25 protein-coding genes are annotated in these 25,520 nt (G+C 54.2%); 13 read left to right on the top strand and 12 right to left on the bottom strand.

All coding sequences use genetic code 11. The annotated features are described in order from the left end of the window. Positions 1-652: 652 nt before the first annotated feature. The 3 genes from GX147_06335 to GX147_06345 are packed head-to-tail and all read right to left on the bottom strand — an operon-like array spanning position 653 to position 2,239. Positions 653-1,438 carry a tetratricopeptide repeat protein gene (locus GX147_06335; GenBank protein ID NLN60310.1) on the bottom strand — a complete coding sequence of 262 codons (786 nt, stop codon included), beginning with the start codon at positions 1,436-1,438 and terminating at the stop codon, positions 653-655. Next, a complete protein-coding gene (locus tag GX147_06340; GenBank protein ID NLN60311.1) occupies positions 1,428-2,021 on the bottom strand; it encodes an HD domain-containing protein in 594 nt (197 codons plus the stop codon). Before GX147_06340 ends, GX147_06335 begins: the two co-directional genes overlap by 11 nt. Then, entirely contained in the window at positions 2,018-2,239 is a 222-nt protein-coding gene (locus GX147_06345) for a hypothetical protein (protein ID NLN60312.1), read from the bottom strand. Before GX147_06345 ends, GX147_06340 begins: the two co-directional genes overlap by 4 nt. Before the next feature lie 284 nt (positions 2,240-2,523). Here GX147_06345 and GX147_06350 point away from each other — a divergent pair, with 284 nt between their 5' ends. Continuing rightward, the gene (locus tag GX147_06350) at positions 2,524-4,194 is read left to right on the top strand and encodes a LysM peptidoglycan-binding domain-containing protein (protein NLN60313.1); all 1,671 of its coding nucleotides are present in this window, start codon (positions 2,524-2,526) and stop codon (positions 4,192-4,194) included. Further along, positions 4,191-5,159 carry a tRNA 4-thiouridine(8) synthase ThiI gene (locus GX147_06355; GenBank protein NLN60314.1) on the top strand — a complete coding sequence of 323 codons (969 nt, stop codon included), beginning with the start codon at positions 4,191-4,193 and terminating at the stop codon, positions 5,157-5,159. The genes GX147_06350 and GX147_06355 overlap by 4 nt, the downstream gene beginning before the upstream one ends. A 6-nt stretch (positions 5,160-5,165) precedes the next feature. On the opposite strand, the gene GX147_06360 is transcribed toward GX147_06355, so the two are convergent. Together GX147_06360 and ychF are read right to left on the bottom strand one after the other, a co-directional pair. Further along, the gene (locus GX147_06360) at positions 5,166-6,704 is read right to left on the bottom strand and encodes a DUF4301 family protein (protein NLN60315.1); all 1,539 of its coding nucleotides are present in this window, start codon (positions 6,702-6,704) and stop codon (positions 5,166-5,168) included. 49 nt (positions 6,705-6,753) lie between these two features. Further along, positions 6,754-7,785, bottom strand: a complete 1,032-nt coding sequence (gene ychF / locus GX147_06365; GenBank protein ID NLN60316.1) for a redox-regulated ATPase YchF — start codon at positions 7,783-7,785, stop codon at positions 6,754-6,756. 181 nt (positions 7,786-7,966) lie between these two features. Between ychF and GX147_06370 the strand changes: the two genes are divergently transcribed. The 3 genes from GX147_06370 (at position 7,967) to GX147_06380 (ending at position 11,444) form a co-directional block, all read left to right on the top strand. Further along, entirely contained in the window at positions 7,967-9,214 is a 1,248-nt protein-coding gene (locus tag GX147_06370) for an MFS transporter (GenBank protein ID NLN60317.1), read from the top strand. A 44-nt stretch (positions 9,215-9,258) separates the two neighbouring features. Then, positions 9,259-9,951, top strand: a complete 693-nt coding sequence (locus tag GX147_06375) for an HAD family hydrolase (GenBank protein ID NLN60318.1) — start codon at positions 9,259-9,261, stop codon at positions 9,949-9,951. A gap of 131 nt (positions 9,952-10,082) precedes the next feature. Beyond that, complete coding sequence (locus tag GX147_06380; GenBank protein NLN60319.1) at positions 10,083-11,444, top strand: phosphomannomutase/phosphoglucomutase; 1,362 nt, start codon at positions 10,083-10,085, stop codon at positions 11,442-11,444. A gap of 113 nt (positions 11,445-11,557) precedes the next feature. Here GX147_06380 and GX147_06385 read toward each other — a convergent pair whose 3' ends face one another. Next, positions 11,558-14,287, bottom strand: coding sequence for a UPF0182 family protein (locus tag GX147_06385; protein ID NLN60320.1), 2,730 nt, complete (start codon positions 14,285-14,287; stop codon positions 11,558-11,560). A gap of 224 nt (positions 14,288-14,511) precedes the next feature. Between GX147_06385 and GX147_06390 the strand changes: the two genes are divergently transcribed. After that, entirely contained in the window at positions 14,512-16,086 is a 1,575-nt protein-coding gene (locus GX147_06390) for an AAA family ATPase (GenBank protein NLN60321.1), read from the top strand. Between the two features lie 16 nt (positions 16,087-16,102). On the opposite strand, the gene bamD is transcribed toward GX147_06390, so the two are convergent. Further along, a complete protein-coding gene (bamD, locus tag GX147_06395; GenBank protein ID NLN60322.1) occupies positions 16,103-16,972 on the bottom strand; it encodes an outer membrane protein assembly factor BamD in 870 nt (289 codons plus the stop codon). A gap of 19 nt (positions 16,973-16,991) precedes the next feature. Then, the gene (trxA, locus tag GX147_06400) at positions 16,992-17,324 is read right to left on the bottom strand and encodes a thioredoxin (GenBank protein ID NLN60323.1); all 333 of its coding nucleotides are present in this window, start codon (positions 17,322-17,324) and stop codon (positions 16,992-16,994) included. 152 nt (positions 17,325-17,476) lie between these two features. Here trxA and GX147_06405 point away from each other — a divergent pair, with 152 nt between their 5' ends. After that, on the top strand, positions 17,477-18,223 hold the full coding sequence (locus tag GX147_06405) for an MTAP family purine nucleoside phosphorylase (GenBank protein NLN60324.1): 747 nt from the start codon (positions 17,477-17,479) through the stop codon (positions 18,221-18,223). On the opposite strand, the gene GX147_06410 is transcribed toward GX147_06405, so the two are convergent. The 3 genes from GX147_06410 to GX147_06420 all read right to left on the bottom strand — a co-directional run bounded on the left by GX147_06410 (position 18,189) and on the right by GX147_06420 (position 20,681). Continuing rightward, positions 18,189-18,623, bottom strand: coding sequence for a hypothetical protein (locus tag GX147_06410; GenBank protein NLN60325.1), 435 nt, complete (start codon positions 18,621-18,623; stop codon positions 18,189-18,191). The genes GX147_06405 and GX147_06410 overlap by 35 nt on opposite strands. A 278-nt stretch (positions 18,624-18,901) precedes the next feature. Beyond that, positions 18,902-19,357 (bottom strand): ACT domain-containing protein, encoded by a 456-nt coding sequence (locus GX147_06415; GenBank protein ID NLN60326.1) that lies wholly within the window; start codon positions 19,355-19,357, stop codon positions 18,902-18,904. Between the two features lie 25 nt (positions 19,358-19,382). Continuing rightward, entirely contained in the window at positions 19,383-20,681 is a 1,299-nt protein-coding gene (locus tag GX147_06420; GenBank protein ID NLN60327.1) for a phenylacetate--CoA ligase, read from the bottom strand. A 176-nt stretch (positions 20,682-20,857) separates the two neighbouring features. On the opposite strand from GX147_06420, the gene GX147_06425 reads away from it, so the two are divergent. Continuing rightward, positions 20,858-21,478 carry a molybdenum cofactor guanylyltransferase gene (locus GX147_06425; protein NLN60328.1) on the top strand — a complete coding sequence of 207 codons (621 nt, stop codon included), beginning with the start codon at positions 20,858-20,860 and terminating at the stop codon, positions 21,476-21,478. Positions 21,479-21,519: 41 nt separating this feature from the next. Here GX147_06425 and GX147_06430 read toward each other — a convergent pair whose 3' ends face one another. Further along, entirely contained in the window at positions 21,520-22,590 is a 1,071-nt protein-coding gene (locus GX147_06430) for a radical SAM protein (GenBank protein NLN60329.1), read from the bottom strand. Between the two features lie 489 nt (positions 22,591-23,079). Between GX147_06430 and rpmH the strand changes: the two genes are divergently transcribed. Genes rpmH through yidC (GX147_06455) form a run of 5 tightly spaced genes read left to right on the top strand, consistent with a single transcriptional unit; the run spans position 23,080 to position 25,513 of the window. Next, positions 23,080-23,217 (top strand): 50S ribosomal protein L34, encoded by a 138-nt coding sequence (rpmH, locus tag GX147_06435; protein NLN60330.1) that lies wholly within the window; start codon positions 23,080-23,082, stop codon positions 23,215-23,217. Positions 23,218-23,277: 60 nt separating this feature from the next. Continuing rightward, complete coding sequence (gene rnpA, locus GX147_06440) at positions 23,278-23,628, top strand: ribonuclease P protein component (protein ID NLN60331.1); 351 nt, start codon at positions 23,278-23,280, stop codon at positions 23,626-23,628. After that, positions 23,621-23,857: a membrane protein insertion efficiency factor YidD gene (gene yidD / locus GX147_06445; GenBank protein ID NLN60332.1), complete on the top strand. Its 237-nt coding sequence runs from the start codon at positions 23,621-23,623 to the stop codon at positions 23,855-23,857. Before rnpA ends, yidD begins: the two co-directional genes overlap by 8 nt. Before the next feature lie 24 nt (positions 23,858-23,881). Beyond that, positions 23,882-25,138, top strand: a complete 1,257-nt coding sequence (yidC, locus tag GX147_06450) for a membrane protein insertase YidC (GenBank protein ID NLN60333.1) — start codon at positions 23,882-23,884, stop codon at positions 25,136-25,138. 21 nt (positions 25,139-25,159) lie between these two features. Further along, positions 25,160-25,513 (top strand): membrane protein insertase YidC, encoded by a 354-nt coding sequence (gene yidC / locus GX147_06455; GenBank protein NLN60334.1) that lies wholly within the window; start codon positions 25,160-25,162, stop codon positions 25,511-25,513. The last annotated feature ends 7 nt before the right edge of the window (positions 25,514-25,520 follow it).

Genomic DNA, 25,520 nt, shown 5'->3' on the forward strand with positions numbered 1-25,520 from the left:
CCTTCCAAACCCGGCCTTCATGAGGGACATTCCGGAGCCACCCCTTCCACTAAGGACACTCGGCCCCGCCCTAATGAAGGGCATTCCGAACCCGTCCCTCCTCGAACGTCATTCCGAACCCGCCCCGCCCTCCCTCATGCGAACGTCATTCCGAACCGCCGGAGGCGTGTGAGGAATCTTGAACGTAACACCGCCTCCAGAACCCCAGGGGTTAAGATTTCTCCCCGGCTTGACAGCCGGGTTCGAAATGACATGGGTGGGCGCTTGCTCCGAGTCGAAATGACATTTTTTTGTCATTCCGAACCCGCCCTCCCTCGAACGTCATTCCGAACCCGCCCTCCCTCGAACGTCATTCCGAACCGCCGGAGGCGTGTGAGGAATCTTGAACCGGCCGCAGCACCCCGAGGGCGGGTCTTTGTCCCGATTTTCCAAGGTCAAGGGGGGCGTAAGATTTCTCGTCGCTTCGCTCCTCGAAATGACAGGGGAAGGGACTCGAAAGGACAAAGGAGAAACTACAAAGGACAAGGGGGAGCCGGAATGATAGGGGGAATCTACGAGGACAAAGGGGAATAACGGAAGAACAGGGGAAACCATTCCAGGCCCGGGGTTTGCCACCGCCCCTGGGTGAACTGTGGGTTGAGAAAGAAGCGCCTTACCTGATCTCCCCGTAGCGCCCCTTCGTCATTTTCTCCCGCATGACCCCCGCCTTCACACCGAATTCGGAATCGGGCGATTCCTTCATCGTTTCCGTGAAAAGCCGCATCGCCTCGCCGTAGTTTTTCTGCCGCACCCTGGTCACGGCCAGCAGGTACTTGGCCTCCGCGTCTTCCGGCGCGTGGCCCAGGGAGGCGGTGAAATGCGCGGCGGCGTCACCGTACCGTTTCAGGGCAAGGCACGACAACCCCATGTTTTTTTCCAGAGGGGCCGCCAGGGCGCGGGCGCCGGTGTCCTTCGCGGCCTGCCGGTAACTGGCCAGGGATGCCTCGTAGTCCCCCATTCTATAAAACGCCCAGCCCCGGTTGTACAAGGCGACGGCGGGCGTATCGTACAGGATGTTCGCAAGGGCCCGGTCGAAAGCGGCGATAGCCGGCGCATACTGACCTCCTTCGAGAAAGAGGGTGCCGACATAGTTATGCGCTTCGGAGTAGCTCGGGTTCAGGCGTACCGCCTTCTGAAACTCGGACATGGCCCGGTCGGGAAGTTCCTTCGCCAGATAGGCAATACCCAGATAGTAATGGACCTCGGGGTCGTCGGGCCTCATTTTTTCCGCCACGAACAGTTCCCGCAGGGCGTCGGTGGACTGCCCCGACTGCAGGAAGGCGACGCCCATGGCGAGGTGATCCTGGGCCTTCCTCTGATGGGGTTCCGTCGTGACGCAACCCAGGGCGAACAGAAAAATGAAACTGAAGAACAGGACACGAATTTTTCTACTTGTCATGCCGACCTCGATCGTTGTTTGCCGTTACCCACCAGTCACCCTTTTCCCCGAACCACCATTCCGCCGAATCCGTATCCAGAATCGCCTGCGCCACCTTCTTCGCCGTGTCCGTGCACAGCCTTTTCAGGGCGAAGTCGATCCATTCCCCGCTGTACTTGTTGCCCAGATCGCCGTTTTCCTTCAACTGTAAAATCAGGGCCAACTGGTCGGCGTCATGGGCCAGTTTCGATTCCAGCGTTTTGCCGGCGTTGAACTCCGAAATAGCCCCCTCAATATCGTCACCGAAAAAAAGGGTCTCCGCGAGATCCGTGACCGCCTTCCCCTCATCTACGGTCACATACTTCTTGTTGACATAGTTCATATCCCCCGTTCGCGCTTCCGGCAGGTCATGGACCAGGCACATCTTCATGACCCTCAGTTCGTCCGCGGCCTTTTCCAGTTTACACAGGGTATAACCGATAAAAATGGTCTGGAAAACATGTTCCGCAACCGATTCGCCACCGGTCCCCAGAAACTGGAATCCCGAACGGGGCGTTTTCTTCAGCATCCCCATCTCGAAAAAAAGGTTGGCAATGGGTTTCATACGATCCCTTTTTTCAGGGCGGCCACCCGGTTGGCCATCATGTCCGACAGTTTCCTGATATGAGTCTGCAGGGCGGCGACCCCCTCGGGCTTCATGGCGAGCATACGATCCACATGCCCTTTCCAGAACTCGACGCTCTCGATCTCGTTTTCCTTCAGTTTCTTCTCAAACCGTGACTGGATTTCCTTCAACATCTTTTCGTCGGGTATCGCTGTCATCTGTCGCAGAACCTTTCCTTTTTTGTGACCGAATTCTCAGGAAGCAACTCGTCCTGATCGCATTCCCCATAACCCATATTGACGTTTCTTTCAATTCTTTTATGAAGTTGACGCCGTCCCTTCCAGTCCACGAAAAGACACGGGGGGATATCGAATTGCTTTCCCCGCCCGAAAAATTGTGTTATGAACGGGGTGCATTCATCTCAGAAACCTCAAACACCTGTTTCCATATGGACACATTACCGCTCAGAAGAGAACACCTTTATAGGTCAGGACCCCTCAACATGTGGAAAGGGTGGCTCGTCCTGGTTTTTTTCCTCCTGCCGCCGATCCTCGGCCTGTCGTGGGTGGACGCCAGGGAGGACACGGCGTTGCTGTCCTTTCAGAAACTCCTTCCGGCGGAGGAATTGGGCAAACCCTATGTCATCCGGTCGGGAGACACCCTTTACGGGATCATCCGCAGGCGTCTGGGAATCCGGTCGGCCAAAGAGGCGGAGGCGGCCCTCGATCTGATCAAAAAACTCAACCCCCAAATCACGGATCCCCGTAAGATCCGTCCGGGGCAATCAATCGTTCTGCCGGATCAGGAAACCCCGGGCGAGAAGGATGCTTTCGGTGTCAAGACCGTTTTTTACAAGGTTAAAAAAGGGGATTCCCTGGAAAGGATCCTCATGACGCAGTTGAACGTCAGGAGGAGCGAGATGAGCAAAATCCTCCTGGACGTCAAGGAGATGAATCCGCGTCTGACGAACGTGGATCACATCGTGGTCAACCAGGTCCTCCGCCTGCCCGGCGCGACTCCGGAAGGAGACACGGGAGACAGCTACCTCACCGAGGATGTCCAGGGCGCGGATTTTGATCCGGACAAGCCCGTCGTCCTCTCGGAGAGCCTGAAACGGAACCTCCTGCTGTCGGGAGAGGTTTTGAACCGTTTCAGGGCGACCCTTATCACAAGCGGACAATACTACATCCCCCTGGAACAGTATGGCCAGATCGTTATCGATTGCTCGTCCATCCCCATGGTGGAGTTCGACGACGGAAGCATCGTTTTCATCGAACTGAAAACCCGTCTGCCCGAGCGCGTCAAGACGCTGATCCGGGAACGCTGGCCGGATTACCGTTTCACCACGGCCCATGAAAAGGACACCCTCGTCAGCATCTTGAGGAAAGTCTTCAACCAGTCGACCCCTTACCGCATGAAACAGGGCGGCAAATACACCCTGGGCGAAAAAATGACGGTTCACATCACACCGGGATGGACCGTTGAGCAAACGGGCACCCCGGACGACGACGGAAAGCCCCTCCGCCAGGGACTCGTCTTTTATCGGGACGCATCCCGTGCCCTGCCCGGATACCTCCCGGCATTGCTCTCGGCTCAGGGGATCACGTTGACCGAAGTGGCCCTGGACTCCGGTATTATCCGTGACGGAACGGACATGGCGGAGGCTTCCGCCGCGCCGGACCTGGCGGGATCATCACAAACGGATCTGGTTCACAACCTGCTGGTTCTTCTGGGGGAAGAGGCGGCCAAGGACGTGGAAATCAACCTTTTCGACAGGAAGAGGCGAGGTTTCAATCTGACCATGCGGGCCGACATCATGATGAAAAAGGACGGCAAGCGGGTCGTTGTATCATTCGGGAAGATTCCCCGGGAATTTTCCGATATGCTGAAAAAGGACGGCACGGAAATTCTACCGCTGAACAAGGCGGATTCCAGTCTGAAGATCATCACCCGGGTACTCGGCTACTTGAACGTATCCCATACCTTCAATTATTTTCGTCTCACGGTGAATCATCCCGATGATCCGGAAGCCCCTTTCATCACGGCTATCTTCCCGGCCCTGCAAGTTTACAGGGAGAATAAATTTCTGTATTACCTCGTGGATTTTCCCTTTGATCCCGAGTTCTATTCCTATTTCAAACAGTTGAAGGAGGTAAGCATTATCCGCTATTGAAAGCCGTCGCACTTTTTTCCGGCGGTCTGGACAGTATTCTCGCCGTCAAGCTGGTCGAGAGCCAGGGCATCGAGGTTCAGGGGGTTACTTTTGAAACCCCTTTTTTTCATGCCCGCAGAGCCGTTGCCGCCGCTTCAAAAATAGAATTGCCCCTTCAGGTGATCGACATAACGGAAGAACATCTGGCCATGCTCCGGGCCCCCAGGTACGGCTACGGGAAATATCTCAATCCCTGCATCGACTGTCACGCCATGATGCTGAGAAAAGCGGGGGATCTCCTGCCCCGATGGCAGGCCGATTTCATCATCACCGGTGAAGTGCTGGGACAGCGGCCCATGTCGCAGACACGACAATCCCTCCATGTCGTCGCGAAGTACTCCGGTTACCAGGATCTGATTGTCAGACCCCTGAGCGCGAAACGGCTGCCCGTCACACGGGCCGAACAGGAGGGCCTCATCAACCGTGAAGGGCTCCTGGATATTCATGGCCGAGGCCGGCGCAGGCAAATGGAAGCGGCCGCCTCCCTCGGCATTGGTGATTACGTCCCGCCGGCCGGGGGATGCCTCCTGACGGACCCCATGTTTTCCAAACGCCTGAAGGACCTGTTCGACCATGGAGACTTCGACGTAACGGCGATCCACCTCCTCAAGACGGGAAGACACTTCAGAATCGCCGACGGGGTCAAAGTGATTGTGGGACGCAACCAGGGGGATAATCTGCGGATCGAAAAATTCGCGAAGGACCCTGACATCCTGATCAGGATGAGCGATTACCCGGGGCCGACAACCCTGGTGCCCGGAGGATGCGACGAGGAGGAGGCCCAAATCGCCGCTTCCCTGTGTGTCCTTTACGGCGACGCACCGGACGGGGAACCGGCCAGGCTGACCATGACCCGTTTCGGTACATCCCGGACCATGGAATCGTTGCCGGCGGACAGGGAAAGCGCCCTCCGCTGGATCATCTGAAGGCCCTCACCCGGGGAGGTGCTCCACCCTCAGGAGATCCTCCACCGTTTTCACCGGGTTGAAGGTCACGATGGGCACTTCGAGAAAGAGCGTGATCCACCGGGACATGGAACCGTTCCACAGGCCCGGCAGTTCCAGAGCCTTGAGGGAACGCCCCTTTTCGGATTTGACGGAAATACATACGGCGTCCTGGTCCGCGTAACGGTGGAGGTCAAACTTCCCGCCGCGAAAGTCCCTGAGACTGCAAACGAGATCCACCGGGTTGAAGTGGGTGGAGGAACGCCAGAAGCGGACCTGCTCCTCGTTTCCGCCGTCGACCTGGAACGCCTCGATGATCTGTCGCGATACGCCTCCCGTGTCGTCTTCCACCCAGAAGGGCCCGCCGCCGGGTTCGCCGGTGTTTTTCACCATGCCGCAAACACGAATAGGACGGTTCAGGGTGTCGATGAGCACCGATACCTTCCGAGGACCCGATAAAGCGGGGTAGTCCGGCGGCAGGTGAACCTGAAGGCTCCGGCGGCACCAGTCCTCGATTTCAGGAATGGCCCTTTCGGGAACATCGTTGGAGGAGAGGATCTCCAGGTACCTGAAAACGGTTTCCCTTACCTGAAGGAGGTAACCGGCAAGCACTTTTTTGTACCGGATCGTCTCCCCCAGCAGGCGGGCGTGGCATACATTATCGATATTCTTGATGAACACCAGATCCGCGTCGAGATCGTTCAGATTGTCCAACAGGGCGCCGTGACCACCCGGCCGGAAGACCAGCCGCCCCCGGTCGTCCCGAAAGGGACGGTTGTCCATGTCAACGGCAAGGGTGTTTGTCGAGGGTTTCTGAACGGAAAGACCCACCTCGAAGGTTGCGCCGTATGGCGTCCCGAATGCATTGGCGGCCTGTTCGATATGACGACGGACCGGCGGCAGAAATTCTTCGGAAACGGTGAAATGGATGCGGCAGACGCCGTCGCCGGATTTGCCATAGCCCGCGGCCTCGACGAAGTGTTCCTCCAGGGCCGTTCTGTTCCTTTTGTCGTAGCGGTGAAAGGCGAGGAGGGCCTTCGGCAGATACCCGTAATTCAGTCCCGCGGGCATGAGGACGGCCCTGATGATGTCCCCTGTGCGCCCCTCCCCGAGACAGGCCTCAAGGCTCGAACCCCGCCGTTTCATCGAGGCATCCAGATCCGTGGAGAAGGCGTAACGTTGGATGTTTTCCATAAAAACCCGCGAGGCCCCTCCCCTGCCCATATCGGCTGGATCTGCATCGAGAAGGGAAAACCATTCCCTGAACATCCGGGTCGCGGCACCGGAAGCCGGCACGAACTTCATGACCTTCAGCCGTTCCCTGGACGCATCGTAGCGGTCGATTTGTTCCTCGATCACGGCGTCAGTCAGGGTCAGAACCCCGTCACCGGGGATGCAGGGCCTCACAAGGCTGACCGGCGTCGTTCCCCGAAGGAATTTTTCGATTTGCCCTTCCACCCGGTCCGTGTTCAATCCTTCCTTTTCAATTTGCCTTATGTCCTCGGGCCCCAGATCCGTCACAGCCATTCCGCGTCTCCTTTCGTGTAATTGGTTTTTCCGTCCATTTTCATTCCTTTCAAACATTGAAACGAAAGGTCATGATGTCACCATCTCTGACGATGTAATCCCTGCCCTCCAGGCGCATTTTCCCCGACGCCCTGACCCGGCTCATGGAGCCGTTGCAGGCCATGAATGCCTCGTAACCGACCACTTCGGCCTTGATAAAACCCCGTTCGAAGTCCCCGTGAATGACCCCCGCCGCCTGGGGCGCCCTGACCCCGCCGGGGACCACCCAGGCCTTGACCTCGTCCTCGCCGACGGTGAAGTAGGAGATGCGGCCGAGAAGGAGGAAGGCCTGCCGAATGACCTTTTCGTAAGCGGGCTCGGAAACCCCCAGGGACACGAGAAAGTCCCGCCGGTCCTCTTCACGGAGCCCCATGATTTCCATTTCCATCCGGCAGGAAATATCGACTACGGTGGTACGGGGAGGCAGTGCTTTCCTGACCTCCCCCATGTCGGGGGGGTTTTCTTCACCGACATTGAGGACGACCAGCTCGGGCCGTATGGTCCAGAATGCGAAATTTTTCAGGGCCTTCATTTCATCCTCCGTAAAGGCCAGTTCCCGGATCACCCCGCCCTTTCCAAGCTGATCGTGAATCCGGGGCAACAGCGCGGCCTGGAGTGTTTCGAGGGGGCCCATCGCTTTTTTCGGCGCCTTCCCCATTCTTTCCAGGCGGTTCTCCACCATGAGCATGTCGGCGAGGATCAGGTCATCCGTCAGCTTACGGTACTGAGCGGCAATGTCCTGCACCTCTCCCGTCGTAAAACCGTCGATGACGTGAATGAACCCATCGACGTGGCCCATATTCCGCCTGACGGCGTCCCATGCCTTTTCTCCCGAGGCGTTCACATCGATAAAGGGGACCTGTGCCGGGGATATCTTCGCCGGCCTGTAGATTTCGACCAGCCTGTCGAACCGTTCATCGGGAACGGGCGAGACGCCGTGGACGCACTGTTCCCCGTGCCGGTCCCGACTGTTCAAGCCCGTCATGATTTCAAACAAAGTGCTCTTGCCGCTCTGGGGCAACCCAAGGATACCGATTTCCAAATTCCGACTCCTTCACCGCTTTTCTCCGGTTACACAAAATGTAACACTCTTTTATCCGCCTACTCTTAATACATAATCGTGTATTTCGTAAGTTAATTGTGCTACAAAATCAAAAAACGGCATGACGGCGTTTCATGACAACCATTGATTCACCACACCTCTTCATTGCGTATCTCAAACATTGAATCCGAGGACAAAATACTTCATTCTCCTGCTGCTTCTCGCCGCAAACCTTCTCAATTACATCGATCGACAGATTCTGTATGCGATTTTCCCCCTCATCAAGGCGGATTTCCATCTTTCGGACACGCAACTCGGTCTTCTCGGCTCCGCGTTCATGCTCTCCTACATGGTCTTCGCCCCGCTTTTGGGATGGATCGGCGACCATGTACGCCATGCCCGCCTGGCATCGGGCGGTCTGACCCTCTGGAGTGCGGCCACGGCCCTGTCCGGTCTTGCCGGCTCCTACCCGCTGCTGCTTTTTTCACGTTCCCTCGTCGGGGTCGGGGAAGCGAGTTTCGGCGTGGTTTCGCCGGCCATGCTCTCGGCGGTTTTCCCTCGGGAGGCCCGCGGCCGGGTGTTGTCCTTCTTCTATCTGGCCATCCCCGTGGGCAGCGCCCTGGGTTACCTCCTTGGGGGCATACTGGGGTTTCACTTCGGATGGCAGGCGGCGTTTCTCCTGGTCGCCCTGCCCGGCCTTTTCCTGGCCGCTCCCCTGTGGTTCATCCCCCAGTCCCATCTCCCCGTTCGGAATCGGGGCGGCGCAGCCGGCAAAGGGAAGTCCGCCGTGAATCCCTATTTATCGCTTTTCCGCAACCGCTCCTACATGCTCAACGCCATGGCCATGGCGGCGATGACTTTCGCCCTGGGCGGGCTGGCCCAGTGGATACCGACCTTCCTCTATCGATATCATCACCTCAACATCATGGAAGCCAACACGGCCTTCGGAGGCATCACCGTCGCCGCCGGCATCTGCGGCACCCTGGCGGGCGGATGGATGGGGGACTTCTTTCAGAAAAAAACAAAGAAGGGATACCTTCTCGTCTCCGCCGCGGGCTTTTTCCTGAGCATCCCCTGTTGTGTTTTTGCCATTGCAACCCCCGATTTCCATACCTGCATGATTGCGATCTTTCTGGCCGAATGCCTCCTCTTTCTCAATACGGGCCCCCTGAACACCATCATCGTGAACGTCTCCCATCCGTTTCATCGTGCCACCGCCTTCGCCCTGAACATCTTCATCATCCACGCCCTCGGTGACGCGATCTCCCCTTCCGTAATCGGTTGGCTTTCCGATCTGTCCGGACTCCGTTCGTCCCTCCTGACGGCCCCCCTTTTCATCTTCTTCGCCCTGCTCTTTTGTCTTGCCTGCTGCCGTTTCATCGATGCGGACATGGCCCGTGCCGAACAGGCGGATGAAAACCTTTCGTAAACAAAAGCCTTGTCCTTTATCCAGCAAAGGTCGATAATCCCCGCATGAACGAAAGGAAATCCCCTCTTCCCTCAATCGAAGCCGTTGTCTTTGACTTCGACGGCACCCTGGCCGAATTGCACCTCGATTTCGGACACATGCGCGCCGCGATTCTCGATCTCCTCGGTTCCTACGGGTTGCAATCCCGTGAATTCGAGCATTTGTACCTCCTGGAAATGATCGAGGCCGGAGAAAGACGGGTTGCGGAAAGCGCCATCGAAAGAGGCAAAGCCTTCCGGACAGAGGCCATGCTGTGCATCGAAAGGATGGAAGTTCAGGCGGCCAGGCAATCCCGCCTGTACGACGGCGTCAAGGGCATGCTGTCCTTTATCCGGAACGAATCGATCTTGACGGGCATCATTACCAGAAACTGCCATCGGGCCGTTGAAACGGTCTTCCCCGATTATACCCGCTATGTCGATGCGCTGCTCAGCCGCGAGATGACCAGGCGTGTCAAGCCCGACCCGGGCCACCTGGCCGAGCTGCTCGCCCATTTGCAGATCGACGCCGACCGGGTCCGGATGGTGGGCGATCACCCCATCGACATCCAGGTCGGCAAGAAACTGGGTACATACACCGCCGCCGTTCTAACGGGAACGGGCAAACCTGAAGAACTCCAACGGGCACAACCGGATTTTCTCATGGGGCACGTCCTGGAAATCCTGGACATCATTCCCTTCGCTCATCAAAACCCATAGCCCCGCCGCCATGATACCCCCCGTTTTTGGTTGACTTCCTGACCGGGAAAGGATTAAGAGAAGCTCCAATTCGGGGCCCGTGCTTCTCATCACTCCGAAACAGGGGCCTGTCTTGATTTTGAGGAGTCGTGATGATCAACAGGGACGTTTTTCGTGAATATGACATCCGGGGGGTGGTCGATACGGACCTGACTCCGGAATTCGTTCTGCGGCTCGGCCGCGCGATCGGCACCTGCGCCCGCGACGGGGCGGTGCAAACACTCGCCCTCGGACGGGATTGCCGCCTCAGCTCGGAAAACCTGCACGAAACCCTGAAGCGGGGGCTGAATCTTGCCGGGGTCGATGTCCTCGATATCGGACTGTGCACAACACCCATGCTCTATTTTGCAATTCGTCATCTGCGCACGGGGGGCGGCGTCATGATCACCGGCAGTCATAACCCTCCGGATTTTAACGGTTTCAAGATATGCATCGGACCGGATACGATTTATGGTGACGCGATCCAGCGCCTTTATGAAGTCATGGTGAAGGGTGCTTTTGCCGCCGGAACGGGCCGTTCCACCCGGACGGATATGGCAGAGGCCTATGGGGATTATCTTTTTCGTAACGTCGAAATCAAAAACCCCCCGTCCATCGCCCTGGACGGAGGCAACGGTACGGGTGGACTCTTCGCGCTTCCCCTGCTGCGCCGCTTCGGCTGTCGTGTCATGGACATCCATTGTGATCCGGACGGCCGTTTCCCCAATCACTTCCCCGATCCCACCGTCCCCGAAAACCTGAAGGACCTGATTCGCCTTGTAAAGGAGAAAAAGGCAGACCTTGGAATCGGCTACGACGGTGATGCCGACCGGATCGGTGTCGTGACGGACCGGGGTGACATCCTTTGGGGCGATGAGCTGCTTATCCTCTTTTCCCGGTTCGTTCTGGAAGCCACTCCCGGAGCGACGGTTATCGGCGACGTCAAGTGTTCACAGAAGCTCTACGACGATATCGCCGCGCGGGGCGGCCGTCCGATCATGTGGAAAGTGGGACATTCATTGATCAAGGAAAAAATGAAAACGGAAGGGGCCCTCCTGGCGGGAGAGATGAGCGGGCATGTTTTTTTCGCGGACCGTTATTTCGGCTACGACGACGCCACATACGCGACGCTCCGGCTTCTGGAGATTCTTTCCCGGACAGGCGCTAAATTGAGCGAGATGCTGGATGACCTGCCGAGGACCTTTTCGACGCCGGAAATCCGTGTGAACTGCCCGGACGCCGTCAAGTTTCGTGTCGTCGAGGCCGTCAAGGCGGATTTTGGGGAAAAATACGCCGTCAACACGATCGACGGTCTGCGCATCACATTTCCCGACGGATGGGGCTTGCTTCGGCCTTCCAATACGCAGCCCGTTGTCGTTTTGAGGTTTGAATCGGAGACGGAGAGCGGGCTTCAGGCGATACGGGATCTTTTTGAATCCGCCCTCCGGGAGAAAATGGACGAACTGGTGCCGTGAACCATGCCCGGCCGTCGGAAGGGGCACGACCCTGACATGGAAGAGGCAGCCGTAATACGAGAGGTTGTTCACGAAAAAGCCATAAACGAAGGCGAAATCTCATTAGAACAGGCTCATTTTTTCTCCAGCCCTCTCAGCAGGCCGTCCATCTTTTGCAGCTCCTCACCGTAACCGGTCCAGTTGTTCTGGCGAAGCATTTCCTGGGCCTTGCGGTAATGCCTGAGCGCTTCCAGGGCGATTTCCCTGTCTGTCTGAACCCTGCTGGCGGGGGTCGATGCCGGAACGGCGTCGATCGTTTCCTCCTTCGGCAGTTGTCCGCCGAATATTCTTTGCAGAGACAGGTCTAAATTATCCTCCATGGCGATTGTATTGCCGTATGCGACAATGACGCGTTTCAGCTCCGGCAGTTGCCCCTTTTCCGCGGCCAGGTACAACGGCTCGACGTAAAGAATCGATTTCTCGATGGGAATGGCCAACAGGCTGCCCCTGATCACCTGGGACCCACTCTGATTCCAAAGGGATAACTGTTTCGATATTTCCGTATCCTGATCGATTCTGGCCTCGATCTGGCGCGGACCATAGACAAGTCTTTGTTTTGGAAAGCTGTAAACGATGAGCTTGCCATAGTTCGGCGCGTCACATCGCGCCGCCATCCAGGCTGACATGTTGTCCTTGTTGCTCGGCGTGAACGGGAGCATCAAAATGAACTCTTCCATATCTCCTTCCGGAAGCTTCATGATGGTGTAATAAGGCTCCATTTCCTGTTCCCCCGCTCCCGTCGCTTTTCCGGGGACGGCCCACAGGTCCTCCTTGTTGTAAAACACCTGGGGATCCTCCATGTGATAGGCGCGATACATCATCGTCTGAATACTCAGCATACCCTGCGGATATCGGACATGGGATTTCAATTCATCCGGCATCTCGCTGAATGTCCGGAACATGGTGGGAAAGATTCGGGAATAGGTCTGGATGATCGGGTCGGTCTCATCGCTGATATACAGGCTGACCGTTCCGTCATAGGCATCAATGACGGCCTTCAACGAGTTCCGGACATAATTGCCCACCCCTTCCACCGGTTCCGAATAGGGGAAACGGTCCGTCACGGTATAGCCGTCAATAATCCAAAGCAAGCGCCCCTCCCGGGAAATGACCATGTAGGGGTCCGCATCAATTTTCAGAAAGGGAACAATTTTCGTGATCCGTTCCTTAATGCGCCGATGGTACATGACCCGGGTTTCATTGGTGATGTCGTCGGAAAGCAGAATGGTAACCGATCCGAAGCGGACGGCGTAAAGCATCTTCCGCCAGAACGTCAGGGGAACCCCCCCTTTTCCCTGATATTTGGAATAGACGTTTTTATCCCCTACCGGGTAATCGAATTCCGGTCTTTTCCCTCCAACGAACACATATTCGTTCGACTGTTCACCGTAATAAATTTCCGGTCTTGTAACCCTGATATTCGTCGTGGCAACGGGGGGAATATCCTTGATGAAGAATTCCGGAAGCCCTTCCGTGGTTACCCGGTTGACAGGACCGAGGACCACCCCGTACCCGTGGGTGTATGTCAGATGTTCGTTGACCCAGGTTCGTGACGGCAAAGCGTTGTAGGACAATTCCCGGGGGGAAAGCATGACCTGGCGGTATTCGTTGTTGATCAGGTATCGGTCGTTATCCACATCAATAAACTTGTAATAGGTACGGATTTCCTGCAACTGGCTGTAGGTCTGCAGCAATGCCGCATGTTCCCACAAGCGGATGTTTTTAATGGTGAGGTCGTTCCTGCGTAAATCATCCAGGGTGAGGTTCGTTTCGACGGGAAATTCCCTGTTCTCGATATCACTTAAGTTGAAGGCCATGCGGGTGTATCGGATGTTATGTTCCAGATAGGGCTTTTCCAGGACGATTTCATTCGGCAACACTTTGAATTTCTGTACAAAATTTGGATAAAGGCCCTTCCCGATGAAAGAAACGGCCAACAGCAGGGCAACTGCGGCCGCGGGAATCTTCCAGTTATTCGTGAAAATATAGGCAAGTATGGACAAGCCCGCGAGAAAATTCATAAGGATCATGAGCCTGAGAACGCCAGCCTGGGTGGTCGTGTCCGTATATCCAGGGCCGAACACAACGCCCCGTTTGGCATAGAGCAGGTGGTACAGATCTATCCACGCCCCGATGATGCCGATAAAAAACATGCAGGCCAAAAGAATCAGCAGGTGGTTGCGCACGGGCTGTGTGACCTTCCAGGTTCGCGGCGGAATGAACATGAAGGTTCCCCGAATAAAGTAAACGATACCGGTGCCGATGATGGCGAGTATGAGAATGAATGAGATCCACCGATACACGCTGACCACAAAGGGCAGATGGAATACATAAAAACCGATATCCTTCTGATAAAGGGGATCATGAGAACCGAAGGGGAGTCCCTGGAAGAAAAGAAGGTATTCCCGCCAGTGAACGGATGCGTTCATGCCTATGAAAATGGAGAATACAACGGAAACGATAAGAATGAGAGGAACGAGGGAACGCTCGCCGATCAACCGCAGGGAGGGAATTTGTGTGCCCATGAGGTCGGCGGAGTTGTTTTTCACGCCGATCTTCTCCGCAAGATATAAGTTGCCGCCAAACAGTACCAGAAATAATACGCCGACCAGGCCCCCAACGGTCAATTTGGCGAAGAGGGTAATCCAGAACGTTTTTTCATACCCGACTTCCTGAAACCAGAACCAATCGGTGATGACCCACGCCGTCTCAAAAAAGCCGACAACAACAATCAGGAGGATGACAAACAGAGCGGTCCTGATTTTTTGCTTCCATTGTCCGGGTTCCCTGAATCTTCTAATCATTGCACCTCCCGTTTTCCAATATTCGGCCCTCCCTATCACACGATCCGCACGGACATACCCGCCAAAAGACACGGTCCCATTTCGACATCCGGGACGAGCCACCAGCATGACGGTAAACCTAACAGATTCGCATTTTATCTTCAAATGCTAATTTCATCTTGATTGAATGGACTCATTCCATTAGATTACCCGGTGTAGAAGACTGATCCTGAGGATACGATTCAATGATGCAGAATATTGTGGCCGAAGCCATGTCCGATCCCGCCTTTTATCCATTTCATACCGAATCGGTGGAAGTCATTCAGACACATATTTCCTGGGTGTTTATCGCCGGCGATGAAGTTTTTAAAGTAAAAAAAGCCGTTAATTTCGGTTTTCTGGATTTTACGACACGCGAAAAAAGAAAATTTTACTGTGAGGAAGAGGTTCGGCTGAATCGCCGGCTGGCGCCGCAGGTTTACCTGGGTGTCGTGGAAATCTCCATCGACGAAACGGGGAAGCCTGTTTTGGCCGGGGAGGGAACGGCCGTCGAATACGCCGTCCACATGAATAAAGTTCCCGCCGACAGAATGCTGAAAAAACTCCTGTCACGACCGGATTTCGAACCCGCTGTCATCACCGCCGTCGCGGGAAAGCTTGCTGATTTTCACCGTAAGGCGGATACCGGCGGCCTGATCGATGAAACAGGGGGACTTGAAACCGTTCGCCGCAACCACGAGGAGAATTTCTCGCAAACCGAACCGTTTATCGGCATCACCCTGTCCGCCTTCCGCCACGCCTTCATCCGCTCCTACGCCCGGGCATTTCTTTCGGATCATGAACCGCTCTTCCGCAGGCGGGTGAAGGAACACAGAATTCGCGATTGCCACGGCGATCTGCACCTTGAGCATATCGTCGTCGATGGCGAGGAAATCATTATTTTCGACTGCATCGAGTTCAACGAACGGTTCCGCTTCACCGATGTGGCCGCGGAAACGGCTTTCCTGGCCATGGATCTCGATTTCAACGGATACAGTGACTTATCCCGGTTCTTTATCCAGGCTTACATCGACGCGTCCGACGACCGGGAAATCTCCACCTTGACCCGTTTTTACCAGTGCTACTATGCCTTTGTCCGTGGCAAAGTGACGGGTTTCCGCCTTCAGGACACCCAGGGCAGTGGGGACGACGGCGAAGCAACAACCCAAACGGCTATGCGATACTTTGATTTCGCCTTCTCCTATGCTTTTTCCTTTCCCAGGCCGACCCTGCTCATCATGGCTGGATTGATGGGCAGCGGGAAAAGTGTGATCGCGGGGGAATTGTCCCGGCTTACGGGCGCCAAAGTGATCCGAATGGACGTAATCCGCAAGGAGTCGTGCGGCATCGAACCGACGGAACGGCGTCTGGACGACTTCGCCGAGGGGATTTACAGTGAGGATTTCTCACGCCATATCTATGAAAAGGCCCTGGCCTCCGCAAAGGATATGCTCGCGGCGGGAGAATCCGTCATCGTCGATGCGTCTTTCAAAAGGGGCATGTACCGTGCGGCAGCGCGCGAGGCGGCAGACCGTGTCGAGGCGGATTTTTTTGTCCTGGAATGCGTCTGCTCGGACACCTGCGCCCGGGAAAGGTTGGCCATGAGACTTCTGGACAAGAACGAGGCGTCGGATGGACGCCCGGAAATTTACGACGCCCAAAAGGCGGATTTTGAGTCCATATCCGAATGTGAACCGGGCACCCATCTGCAAATCAACACAGAGGACAGTCTGGGTGATTGCGTGGATCGTGCAATCGCTTTTCTGACACAGACCCCATAGGCCATTCCAGGCACTTTCAGGATTTCGTCACCAAATCCGAAAAGAATTCAGCGCTTCCTTCGGGTCCCGATATGTACCCATCTTCTTCATCCGGCAAGGGATCGGCTGTTGGCGACGGAGGCTCCTCGTTCGTCTGTTGCGGCAACCCGTCCGGTTCCTGCTTCATTTTCCCGTCCGCCTCCCCCTTCACTCCCGTTTTTGTTTTTTCGTTTTCCGCCCTTTCTTCAGACAGCATACGTCGGGTTTCCGTAATGTAATACTTTACCTTGTAATCAAGACCGATATTCGGAAAATCCCGGGCGATGACTTCGAACCTTTTTAAGGCAGCCTTGTATTTCTTGCTCTTGAAATAAAACTTGCCGATGTAAAATTCGTTTTCGGCGAGTTTTGTTTTAACCTCCCGAAGCATCTTCTGGGCCATGACGACAAACTGGCTTTTGGGGTAACGTGACAGCAATCTTTCAAAATCGGCTTTGGCCTTCCAGGTTTCCGTCTGATCCCTGTCAATGGTGTCGATCATTTGATAGCGGCTCATGCCCATCTGGTACATGGCGTACGGAACGTTCTCGTCCGTCGGATGACGGTTGATAAATTCATCGTAGGCCAGGTAGGCATCGGTGTAGGACTTCTTGCTGTAGTGCGCATCGGCAATCCCGATTTCCGCCAGAACGGAAATTTCTTCCAGAGGGTATTCATCCTTCAGGCGCTGGAATATGGTGATGGCCTTTTCATATTTTTTCTTCTGGTAGAGTTCGCTTCCCTTTTGATAAAGGCCCACCGGCGTGGATCGGGTCATGCTCTTGTCCTGCATCCAACCGAGCCACGAACAACCGGAAATCAGCACCGATAAGGTCAGACAAACCACAAAGACGAAACTGCGTTTCATGTTGGCTCCTACCCCACGATTACAGGGCTTTTTTTATGAACTCTTCCAAACGCTCCTTCGCCACGAGACCGACGAGTCTTTCCACGGGCTCGCCGTCCTTGAACAGAATCAACGTGGGAATGCTCATGACGCCGTACTGGGCGGTCACCTTGGGGTTGTCGTCGATATTGATCTTGCTCACCCTGACCTGGCCTTTAAACTGGTCGGCCACTTCCTCGATGATCGGGCCTAAGGCGCGGCACGGCCCGCACCAGTTTGCCCAGAAATCAACCAAAGCCGGTTTATCGGCCTTCAAAATATCCGTTTCAAAGGTATCATCCGTCACATGCAGAATTGCTTGATTATCCGTCATGTCTCCGCTTCCTCCATCCTTCATTTTCATTTTAATTCGCTTATGACACAAATTTTACAATGAAGTCAAACGCTATTTGGCCTTTCATCGGCAGGTGGGTTTTGACTTCTCCATTGGGGATATGCTATGCAACAGGCAAAAAAGAGGAACACATGATGAGCAAACTGGCCGTTCTATCGGGAACCATACCCATTCTGAACGGGCCCATTTTCGCCCGTTTGGAAAAATCATACCCTGGGGACGGGTCAGTTGCACCCGAGGTGTTCACCGGGGACGATTTTCTTTTCATCAGCCGTGATGGCCGCCCTGGCGGCGATTTTACGCCCCCTCATCTCGTGAATCATCTTGCCCACTTCCAGACCCTGTCGGAGCTGAACGTGAATGAAGTAATCGGTATTTACTCGACGGGATCCCTGAAAGCGGATTTACAGCCGGGCACCCTGGTTGTCCCCGACGATTTCATCTGCCTGTACCCGACACCGACTTCCGTGACCGACACGCCGAAGCATATCACGCCGGTCATGGACGACGGCGTCCGCCGGGAGCTGATCCGGGCGGCCCATGAACTGTCCGCGCCGGTCCGTGATGGAGGGGTCTATTGGCAGACATCGGGCCCCAGGCTGGAAACCAAAGCCGAAATTGGCCTGATGGCCGGGACGGCCGATATCGTGGGGATGCCCCTGGCCAGCGAGGCCGTATTGGCCAGAGAATTCGGCATGGCCTTCGGTGCGCTCTGTTCCGTCGATAATTACGCACACGGAATAGCCGGCGGAACATTGGATGAGTTGGATATTCGCGTACAGGCGGCACGCAACGCGGAAATCATCGGTAAAATCGTCAGTCGTTATATCGAGAACTTCCGGCTCAGAAAGCCCCCAACTGGCAGGGTTTTATCTTGATTTTCAGTGCCTCGCAAGCCTCGGAAACAACCATGCGCGGCAGATTCAACTGACCGGCGATTTTCCATATGCCCTCGCAGGAGAGTCTTCCCTCTTGAAGGTTTGCCTCAATCACTTTTTTCAAATCGCGATCGACACTCTCTGCGGGCTGAATGGCACGCTTGTCCCGACTGAAACCAAACAATCCCAACTGGCAGAGGGTGATCCGGATTTCCAGGAGGTCCAGATTCACACCGACCTCCAGGATCGTTTTTCCCGTTGCCGAGGCAATGGCAACGGCATCGCAACAGGTGATCACCTGATTTTCCGAGCTGTCCCGGATTAACGCGGCAATCTGTTCATCGATTCGCGTTTCGCCGGGATGTTTCGCGGCGTAATGTCCCTTATCCCGATAAACCACCTGAATGCCTCCCTAACATGCGATCGCCTCATGACAAAAAATGAAAAGACGTTCGACAACTCTTCTCTTTTGTGCCTGTGTTTTTTACAACGATGGGAACCGGGGCACCATCCCCGTCGCCTTTATCGCTTCAACCTCTTTAAACTGTTCATCCGGCAAAGGCATCGTTCGTAACCAATTTGCTTTCTTTCTTCGGACCCCTCCGCCCCATTTTGCACATCACCTGTTCAACAAATACCGAAGAAACGTCCAAGTAATCACCCGTCGTTCCCTTCTGTTTAATACTTCGTATAATGAAACGGTTCGATGGACGTAAGCCCTTCCGTATCCAGTGTTTTGAATTTGTTTTTTTCGATGAGCTTCTCCGCTTTCTCGATCTGGTTGACGTCGACCACAAAGATGGCCCGCTTGTAACTCTCCACAACAAAACCATAGGCGTTGTTTACATTGATGTCTTCCTTGTACAGGAGTTGCGTCAAGCGATCGAGACCGCCCGGCTTATCGTCCAGTTCGACCGCCAGTACGTCTCGCATCTGCACCATCATGCCCGCTTCGGTCAGAACCTTTTGCGCTTTTTTCGGGTTGTCGACCAGAAGGTTGATGACCCCGAAGGTATCGGACGTCGAAATGGTGGTCGCCCGGATGTTGATTTTTTCCTTCGCCAGCGCATGGGTCACCGCAGCCAGACGCCCCGGCTTGTTTTCAGCGAATATGGAAATCTGTTGTGCGATCATCCCTGTATTCCTCCCCTTTGCATTATCAGTCTTCCCGGTTGTCCAGCACCCGCTTGGCCTTCCCTTCCGTTCGGGGTAAGCTCTCCGGCTCCACCAGCTCGACCTGCGGGGTGATGAGAATATCACTCTTCAGTTCATTGACGATCGTTCTCCGCAAGGACTCCAACTCTTTGAGATCACCGGTGAAATACTCGCGCTGCACCTCCACCTTAACGATCATGTCGTCATTGAAACCTTTACGCTCCAGGATGATCTGAAAGTTATTGCCGACGCCGGCAATATCCATAAGCTTCTTTTCGATCTGGATGGGGAAAGTATTGACCCCTTTGAGAATCATCATATCGTCCGTCCGGCCCTTGATTCTTTCGATCCGACGATGGGTCCGCCCGCAGGGACAGGTGCCGGGGATAATCCTGGGCAGGTCCTGGGTCCGGTAGCGTAGGATCGGCATACCCTCCCGGTTGAGGGTGGTCATCACCAATTCGCCCTCCTGTCCGTCGGGTAACGGTTCCAAGGTGACCGGGTCGATGATCTCCACAAGGTAGGCATCCTCCCAGATATGCAACCCATTCTGCTCCGGACATTCAAAGGCCACACCGGGGCCGCTCATCTCCGACAAGCCGTAGGAATTGAAGGACTTTACACCATAAAAATCCTCAATGCGCCTGCGCATTTTTTCCGAATGGGGTTCCGCGCCGATGAAAGCGATACGCAGGCGGGTGTCTTTTATGGGATCGACTCCGACCTCCTCAAAAACGGTGGTCAGATGCAGGGCGTAGCTCGGAATAATGTGGATGGCCGTTGTGTCAAAGTCCCGCATCAACTGAATCTGACGCTTGCTGTTTCCCGGCCCAGCCGGGATGACCATGGCGCCCAGTTTCTCCGCCCCGTAATGAAAACCCAAACCGCCCGTAAAAAGGGCGTAGGTCATCATGTTCTGGAAAACATCGCTTTTACGCAAGCCGGCCATGTACATGCAGCGTGCCAGCTGATTGGTCCAGCAGTCGATGTCCTTCATGGTATGAAAGATGACCGTGGCGCGACCGGTGGTACCCGAAGAGGAATGCATGCGGACAATATCATCCTTCGATGCCGCGAGAAATCCGTAAGGCCACTCCTTGCGCAGGTCCTCCTTGGTTGTCATGGGTATATTTCTCAAATCCGCCAGCGTTTTGATGTTCTCTACATGGATATCCTTCTCCTTGAAGAGTTTCCCGTAATACGAGGACCGGGAAGCGCTTTCGACAGTGTTTCGCAACCGTTCCAGTTGCATCCTGTAAAGCTGGTCCCCGTCCATCGTTTCGATATCTTTTTCCCAAAACATTTCCGTTCCGCCTCCTGAAATAGATAGGTAGGCATCTACTACAACCTGGCATCCTTTTTGGCAAGCGAATTCTCCCTAAAAGGCCATCTTCTTTCCTGGGTTTTGAAGAGATTATTCTCTGCTTGTCAAAGAGGTTTTTTTTATGGCATATACGGCATGTTGAGAGGAGTTTTTCAATGGAAACCATTTCTCCCTATACGGACAAGGTTACAGGAATCATTCTGGCGGGCGGGAAAAATACACGCATGAACGGACGCAACAAGGCTTTCATCGAGTTCGAGGGGGAGCGCCTGGTTGACCGGACCGTTCGAATCTTCAAGGCCCTGTTCGAAGAAGTGATTCTCGTGACAAATTCACCTCTGGAGTACCTCGATCAGAACATCATGATGGTGGCGGACATTTACAAGGACAGGGGGGCTCTAGGTGGCATCCATGCCGGATTGTTACACGCGGGCTGTGAAAAAGCATTTTTCGCCGCCTGCGACATGCCCTTTCTTAACCAGCCTTTCATTGCCTCAATGATCGATCTGGCAAACCAATATGACATCGTTGTGCCCAACCCCGCTGACGGTCTTCAGCCGCTGCATGCCATCTACCCGCGCAAATGTCTGCCCCTGATCGAAAAACTCTTCGCACAGAACAAGCTGAAGATCATCGGTTTTTACCCCGGACATACAATTCACAAGATTCCCGTGGAAGTGCTGGCGACATTCGATCCGGAGGGGAAGATGTTCGCCAACCTCAACTCGCTGGAAGAACTGAAGAAGGTTATCCCCCCCCCAGAGGGGGCGCCCTGAACACGAAGGCGTCTTCTTACACAACCGTCTTCAATTCGCCCTCAACACCCTGCGGAAAGCCCATCCTGAATCAGTTCGAGAACAAGCGGTTTTTCTTCCGGGAACTTGTAGCCCTCATAATCCTGGTGGAAGAGAAGTCCCCCGTACCGGTTTTTCCAGGAGTTCATCATGTGGTCAAAACAGACACGCGACGTCACATCCAATCCTTCAATCGTCACGCGCAGTTCTTCAAGGCGCTCATGACGTGAACTAAGCTTTAATCGTCCCTGTTCAAAATCTTCGTATATCGGTGTACGGGGGCTGGGAATGAAAGGACGGGAACGGATGTAGTGGGGATTGATGGCGGTGAGAACGCGTGCCGTGTCTTCCGCATGCCGGCGCCACCGGTCCATGCCGCCCAGCCCGGGCATCCAGTATTCGGAAAGCTGGAAACCCGCTTCCATGGCCTTTTTGCCCCCTTCAATCAGTTCGGCACTCGTCACACCCTTGCGAATAGCGGCCAGCACGTCGTCATTTCCCGATTCCAGGCCGACATGGAGACGATCCAGTCCGGCTTCCCGAATGGCCCTGAGATCTTCCGGCTTTCTCTGAGCGAGCGTCTTGGACCGGGCATAGGAGGTCACCCTGGTCAGGGTTTTTAGGGTTTCTCGAAGATGCCTGAGCACTTCGACAAGCTCATCCGGCCTCATGATGATGGTGTTGGCGTCCTGCAGAAAGGCCGTCTTTCCTCCCGAAGAAAGCCAATTGAAGGCCGTGATGAATGCATAGTTTTCATAAAGGGAAGGTTCGGCCTGCAACAGGACGCTGCCCACTTCCCTCGTGATTGAGCCGTCATGGCCAAGCTTCATGGAAACGGCGGTCAGTTCATCACTGATGTGCTTCACGTTGTCGATGTCCGCCTTGATTTCCTCGACGCTTCGATACACAAAGTTCCGCCCTTTGTACATTTCACAAAATGTGCACTTATTCCATGGGCAATTTTCCGTAATCCTGAGGAGCAGAGAAGCGCTGCCACCCTCACTGGGGGGACGGTAAACCCCAACGGAAAAGGAAAGATCCGCAATCTTCTTCGCGCTTTCGCGATATGCCGTGTTGCCTCTAAAAATCGCCATCATAAACACCCTTTCTCGATTGACCCCCGTCAGAGGGGGTATGAATCTCCGTTAAGAAATAAAACGATCCGTTGTCAGAAGAAAAAAATCGCCCCGTGCAGGGGCAAATCAGGCCGTAAACACCACGCTCCTTGTGTAACGGCGCTTGTCATGTTCAGAGGAAATATAATACATATTTTGCCTTTGACAAGGGGAGAGGCGTTGTACAATGGAATAAGGCATGGATATACCACGTCTTCCCATGGCTGATGCATCGGGGTGCATGGGGCATGCCCTCTGTCCATGGATAAGCCGGGGCCGTTCAACGATTAACCCCTCCTGCCGTCTGCCCGCCTGGAATCGTGAATCGCCGGGAGACACAGTGTGAAGATGATCAATGTATGTGTTCGCCTGAACGGTTCTCGGACCGGTCGGAGCGGATTTTCGCCTTGACAAATCAGGTCCTTTGTGGTTGAAGAGGCAATTCAACAATTCGATGGGGTCTTAAAAATGAAGTTAAATCTAACAGCAAAGAGTAACACCAAAAGAAAACGGACTCACGGCTTTCTCGTGAGGATGGCGACCAAATCAGGTCGTCAGGTATTGAATCGACGACGGGCCAAGGGCAGGAAAAGGCTGGCCGTATAACCCCTCTGCCGGCATCCACCGGCGGTTAACCCTGGAGCCGGCTTATTCCGCATTGTCTTTATGGTTTCTGAAGCCTTTCCGAAATCGGAGAAAATTCTCAAAAGAAAAGATTATTTATCCATACAACAGTGTGGTCTTCGTGAGTACACGAAAAACTTCGTCATCATCAAGAAGAGGACGGAAACGGGAGTAAATCGGCTGGGGATTTCAGTTTCCAAGAAAACAGGCGGCGCGGTGCAGCGGAACCGGATCAAACGTTTGGTGAGAGAGTTCTTTCGGCTTCACAAAAGCAGGATCAACGATTCCCAGGACATGATCATCGTTGCCAAAAAGGGAATTCCACATAACCTGACTTACGGGGATGTCTGCCGGGAATTGGAAGGCCATTTCATTACAAAAACAGATGATTAATCAGACCTTTAATTTGATCCTCGGCAAACCCCTTATCGGTTTGCTCCGGTTCTATCAACTTTTCTTTTCGCCGCTTTTCCCGCGGAGCTGCCGTTTTTATCCTTCCTGTTCCGAATACATGATCACAGCAATCCGGATGTACGGCCCTTTTATCGGAACGCTCAAAGGCGGACGCAGACTCCTCCGCTGTCACCCCTTTCATCCCGGCGGATATGATCCTGTCGAATAGCCCGATTTTAACTGGAGATCCATAATGGAAAAAAAGACCATACTGGCTATCGTGTTGTCCGTGTTGGTGGTGTTCATGTATCAATTCTTTTTTGCACCGAAACCGGACCCGGTCGGGGACAGAGTCGAACCCGCCGCAGTCGAAGAACCCCAGGAACCAGCGGCTTCGCCGGACACGGTTCCTCTCCAAACGACACGTCCCGTAACATCCGATAAAAACACCGTTGCCGCCACCGTCGTCAAACCAGGCATCGCGAAAGAGATCGTCGTGGACACGCCGCTTTATCGGGCCGTTTTCACAACCAGGGGGGCAACACTCGAGACTTTTCAACTGAAACATTTCAAAAAAAAGCTGGATAGCGAATCCGAACTGATTGAGCTGGTGAATTCCACACCGGATATGCCCTTACCCCTGTCACTGTCCTTTGTCGATTCCAGCCTTCTTGTCGACAGCGGTGATTTTTACGAAGTGGACCGCGAATCGGTGACGCTCGGCCAAAACGATCAGGAAACCACCCTGACTTTCACGCAAACCTATCCCGGATCTGTGAAAATCGAAAAAATATTCACCTTCCATCCTGACGACTATGTCATTCAGATGGATGTGAAACTTCATAATTTGTCCCCGGCAACACTTCAGCAAAACGCCATGCTCACCTGGTACCACTATGACGATCCCGTCATCGAGAGGGACCGTTATACCCATAACGGACCGGTCTATCTCATGGGGAAAAGCGTAAAAACTGCTGACAGCAGGGAGCTGAAAATCGATGAACATCATGGTCCGGATATTTCCTGGTCCGGATATGAAAGCAAATACTTCATCGCCGCCATGATTTCCCAAAAACCGGCGCTGACCTCGCTCATCCTGAACCGGAATGCGCGCAACGTCGTCTCCGTGCAATTGAAGGGTCCAAAAAACATCATCCCCGCCGGACAGAACGCTCTCTTTGCCTACACACTCTATTTGGGACCCAAGGATTATTCGATCATGAAGTCCCTGAATGTGGGCCTGGAAAACGCGATCGATTTCGGGTCCTTGATCAAATGGCTCAGCATGCCCCTTTTAATCGTCCTGAAGTTCATTTTCCAGTACGTCCATAACTACGGAATTGCCATCATAATCCTAACCATTTTCATCAAGATTATTTTCTGGCCTCTGGGGAACAAAAGCTACAAATCCATGAAGGAGATGCAAAAACTCCAGCCCAAAATGCAGGAACTGCGCGCAAAGTATAAGGACGACAAACAAAAACTCAGCCAGGAAACGATGGCGCTTTAAAAGACCCACAAAGTCAATCCCCTGGGGGGCTGTCTGCCGATTCTGATCCAGATTCCCGTCTTCTTCGGTCTTTACAAGGTGCTTCTCTATGCCATTGAACTCCGCCATTCACCCTTTTTTTTCTGGATACAGGATCTTTCCGCCAAGGACCCCTACTACATCACACCCATTATAATGGGCGCAACGATGTTCTTTCAGCAGAAAATGACCCCCACCATGGGTGATCCCATGCAGGCCAAAATCATGTTGTTTATGCCGGTTGTCTTTACCTTCCTCTTCCTCAATTTCCCCTCGGGCCTGGTTTTATACTGGCTTTTCAACAACATCATCAGTATCGGCCAACAGGTTTATATCAATAAATACGCCAATGTATAGGATGCAG

The organism is Deltaproteobacteria bacterium (genome assembly GCA_012522415.1).
Classification (GTDB): domain Bacteria; phylum Desulfobacterota; class Syntrophia; order Syntrophales; family JAAYKM01; genus JAAYKM01.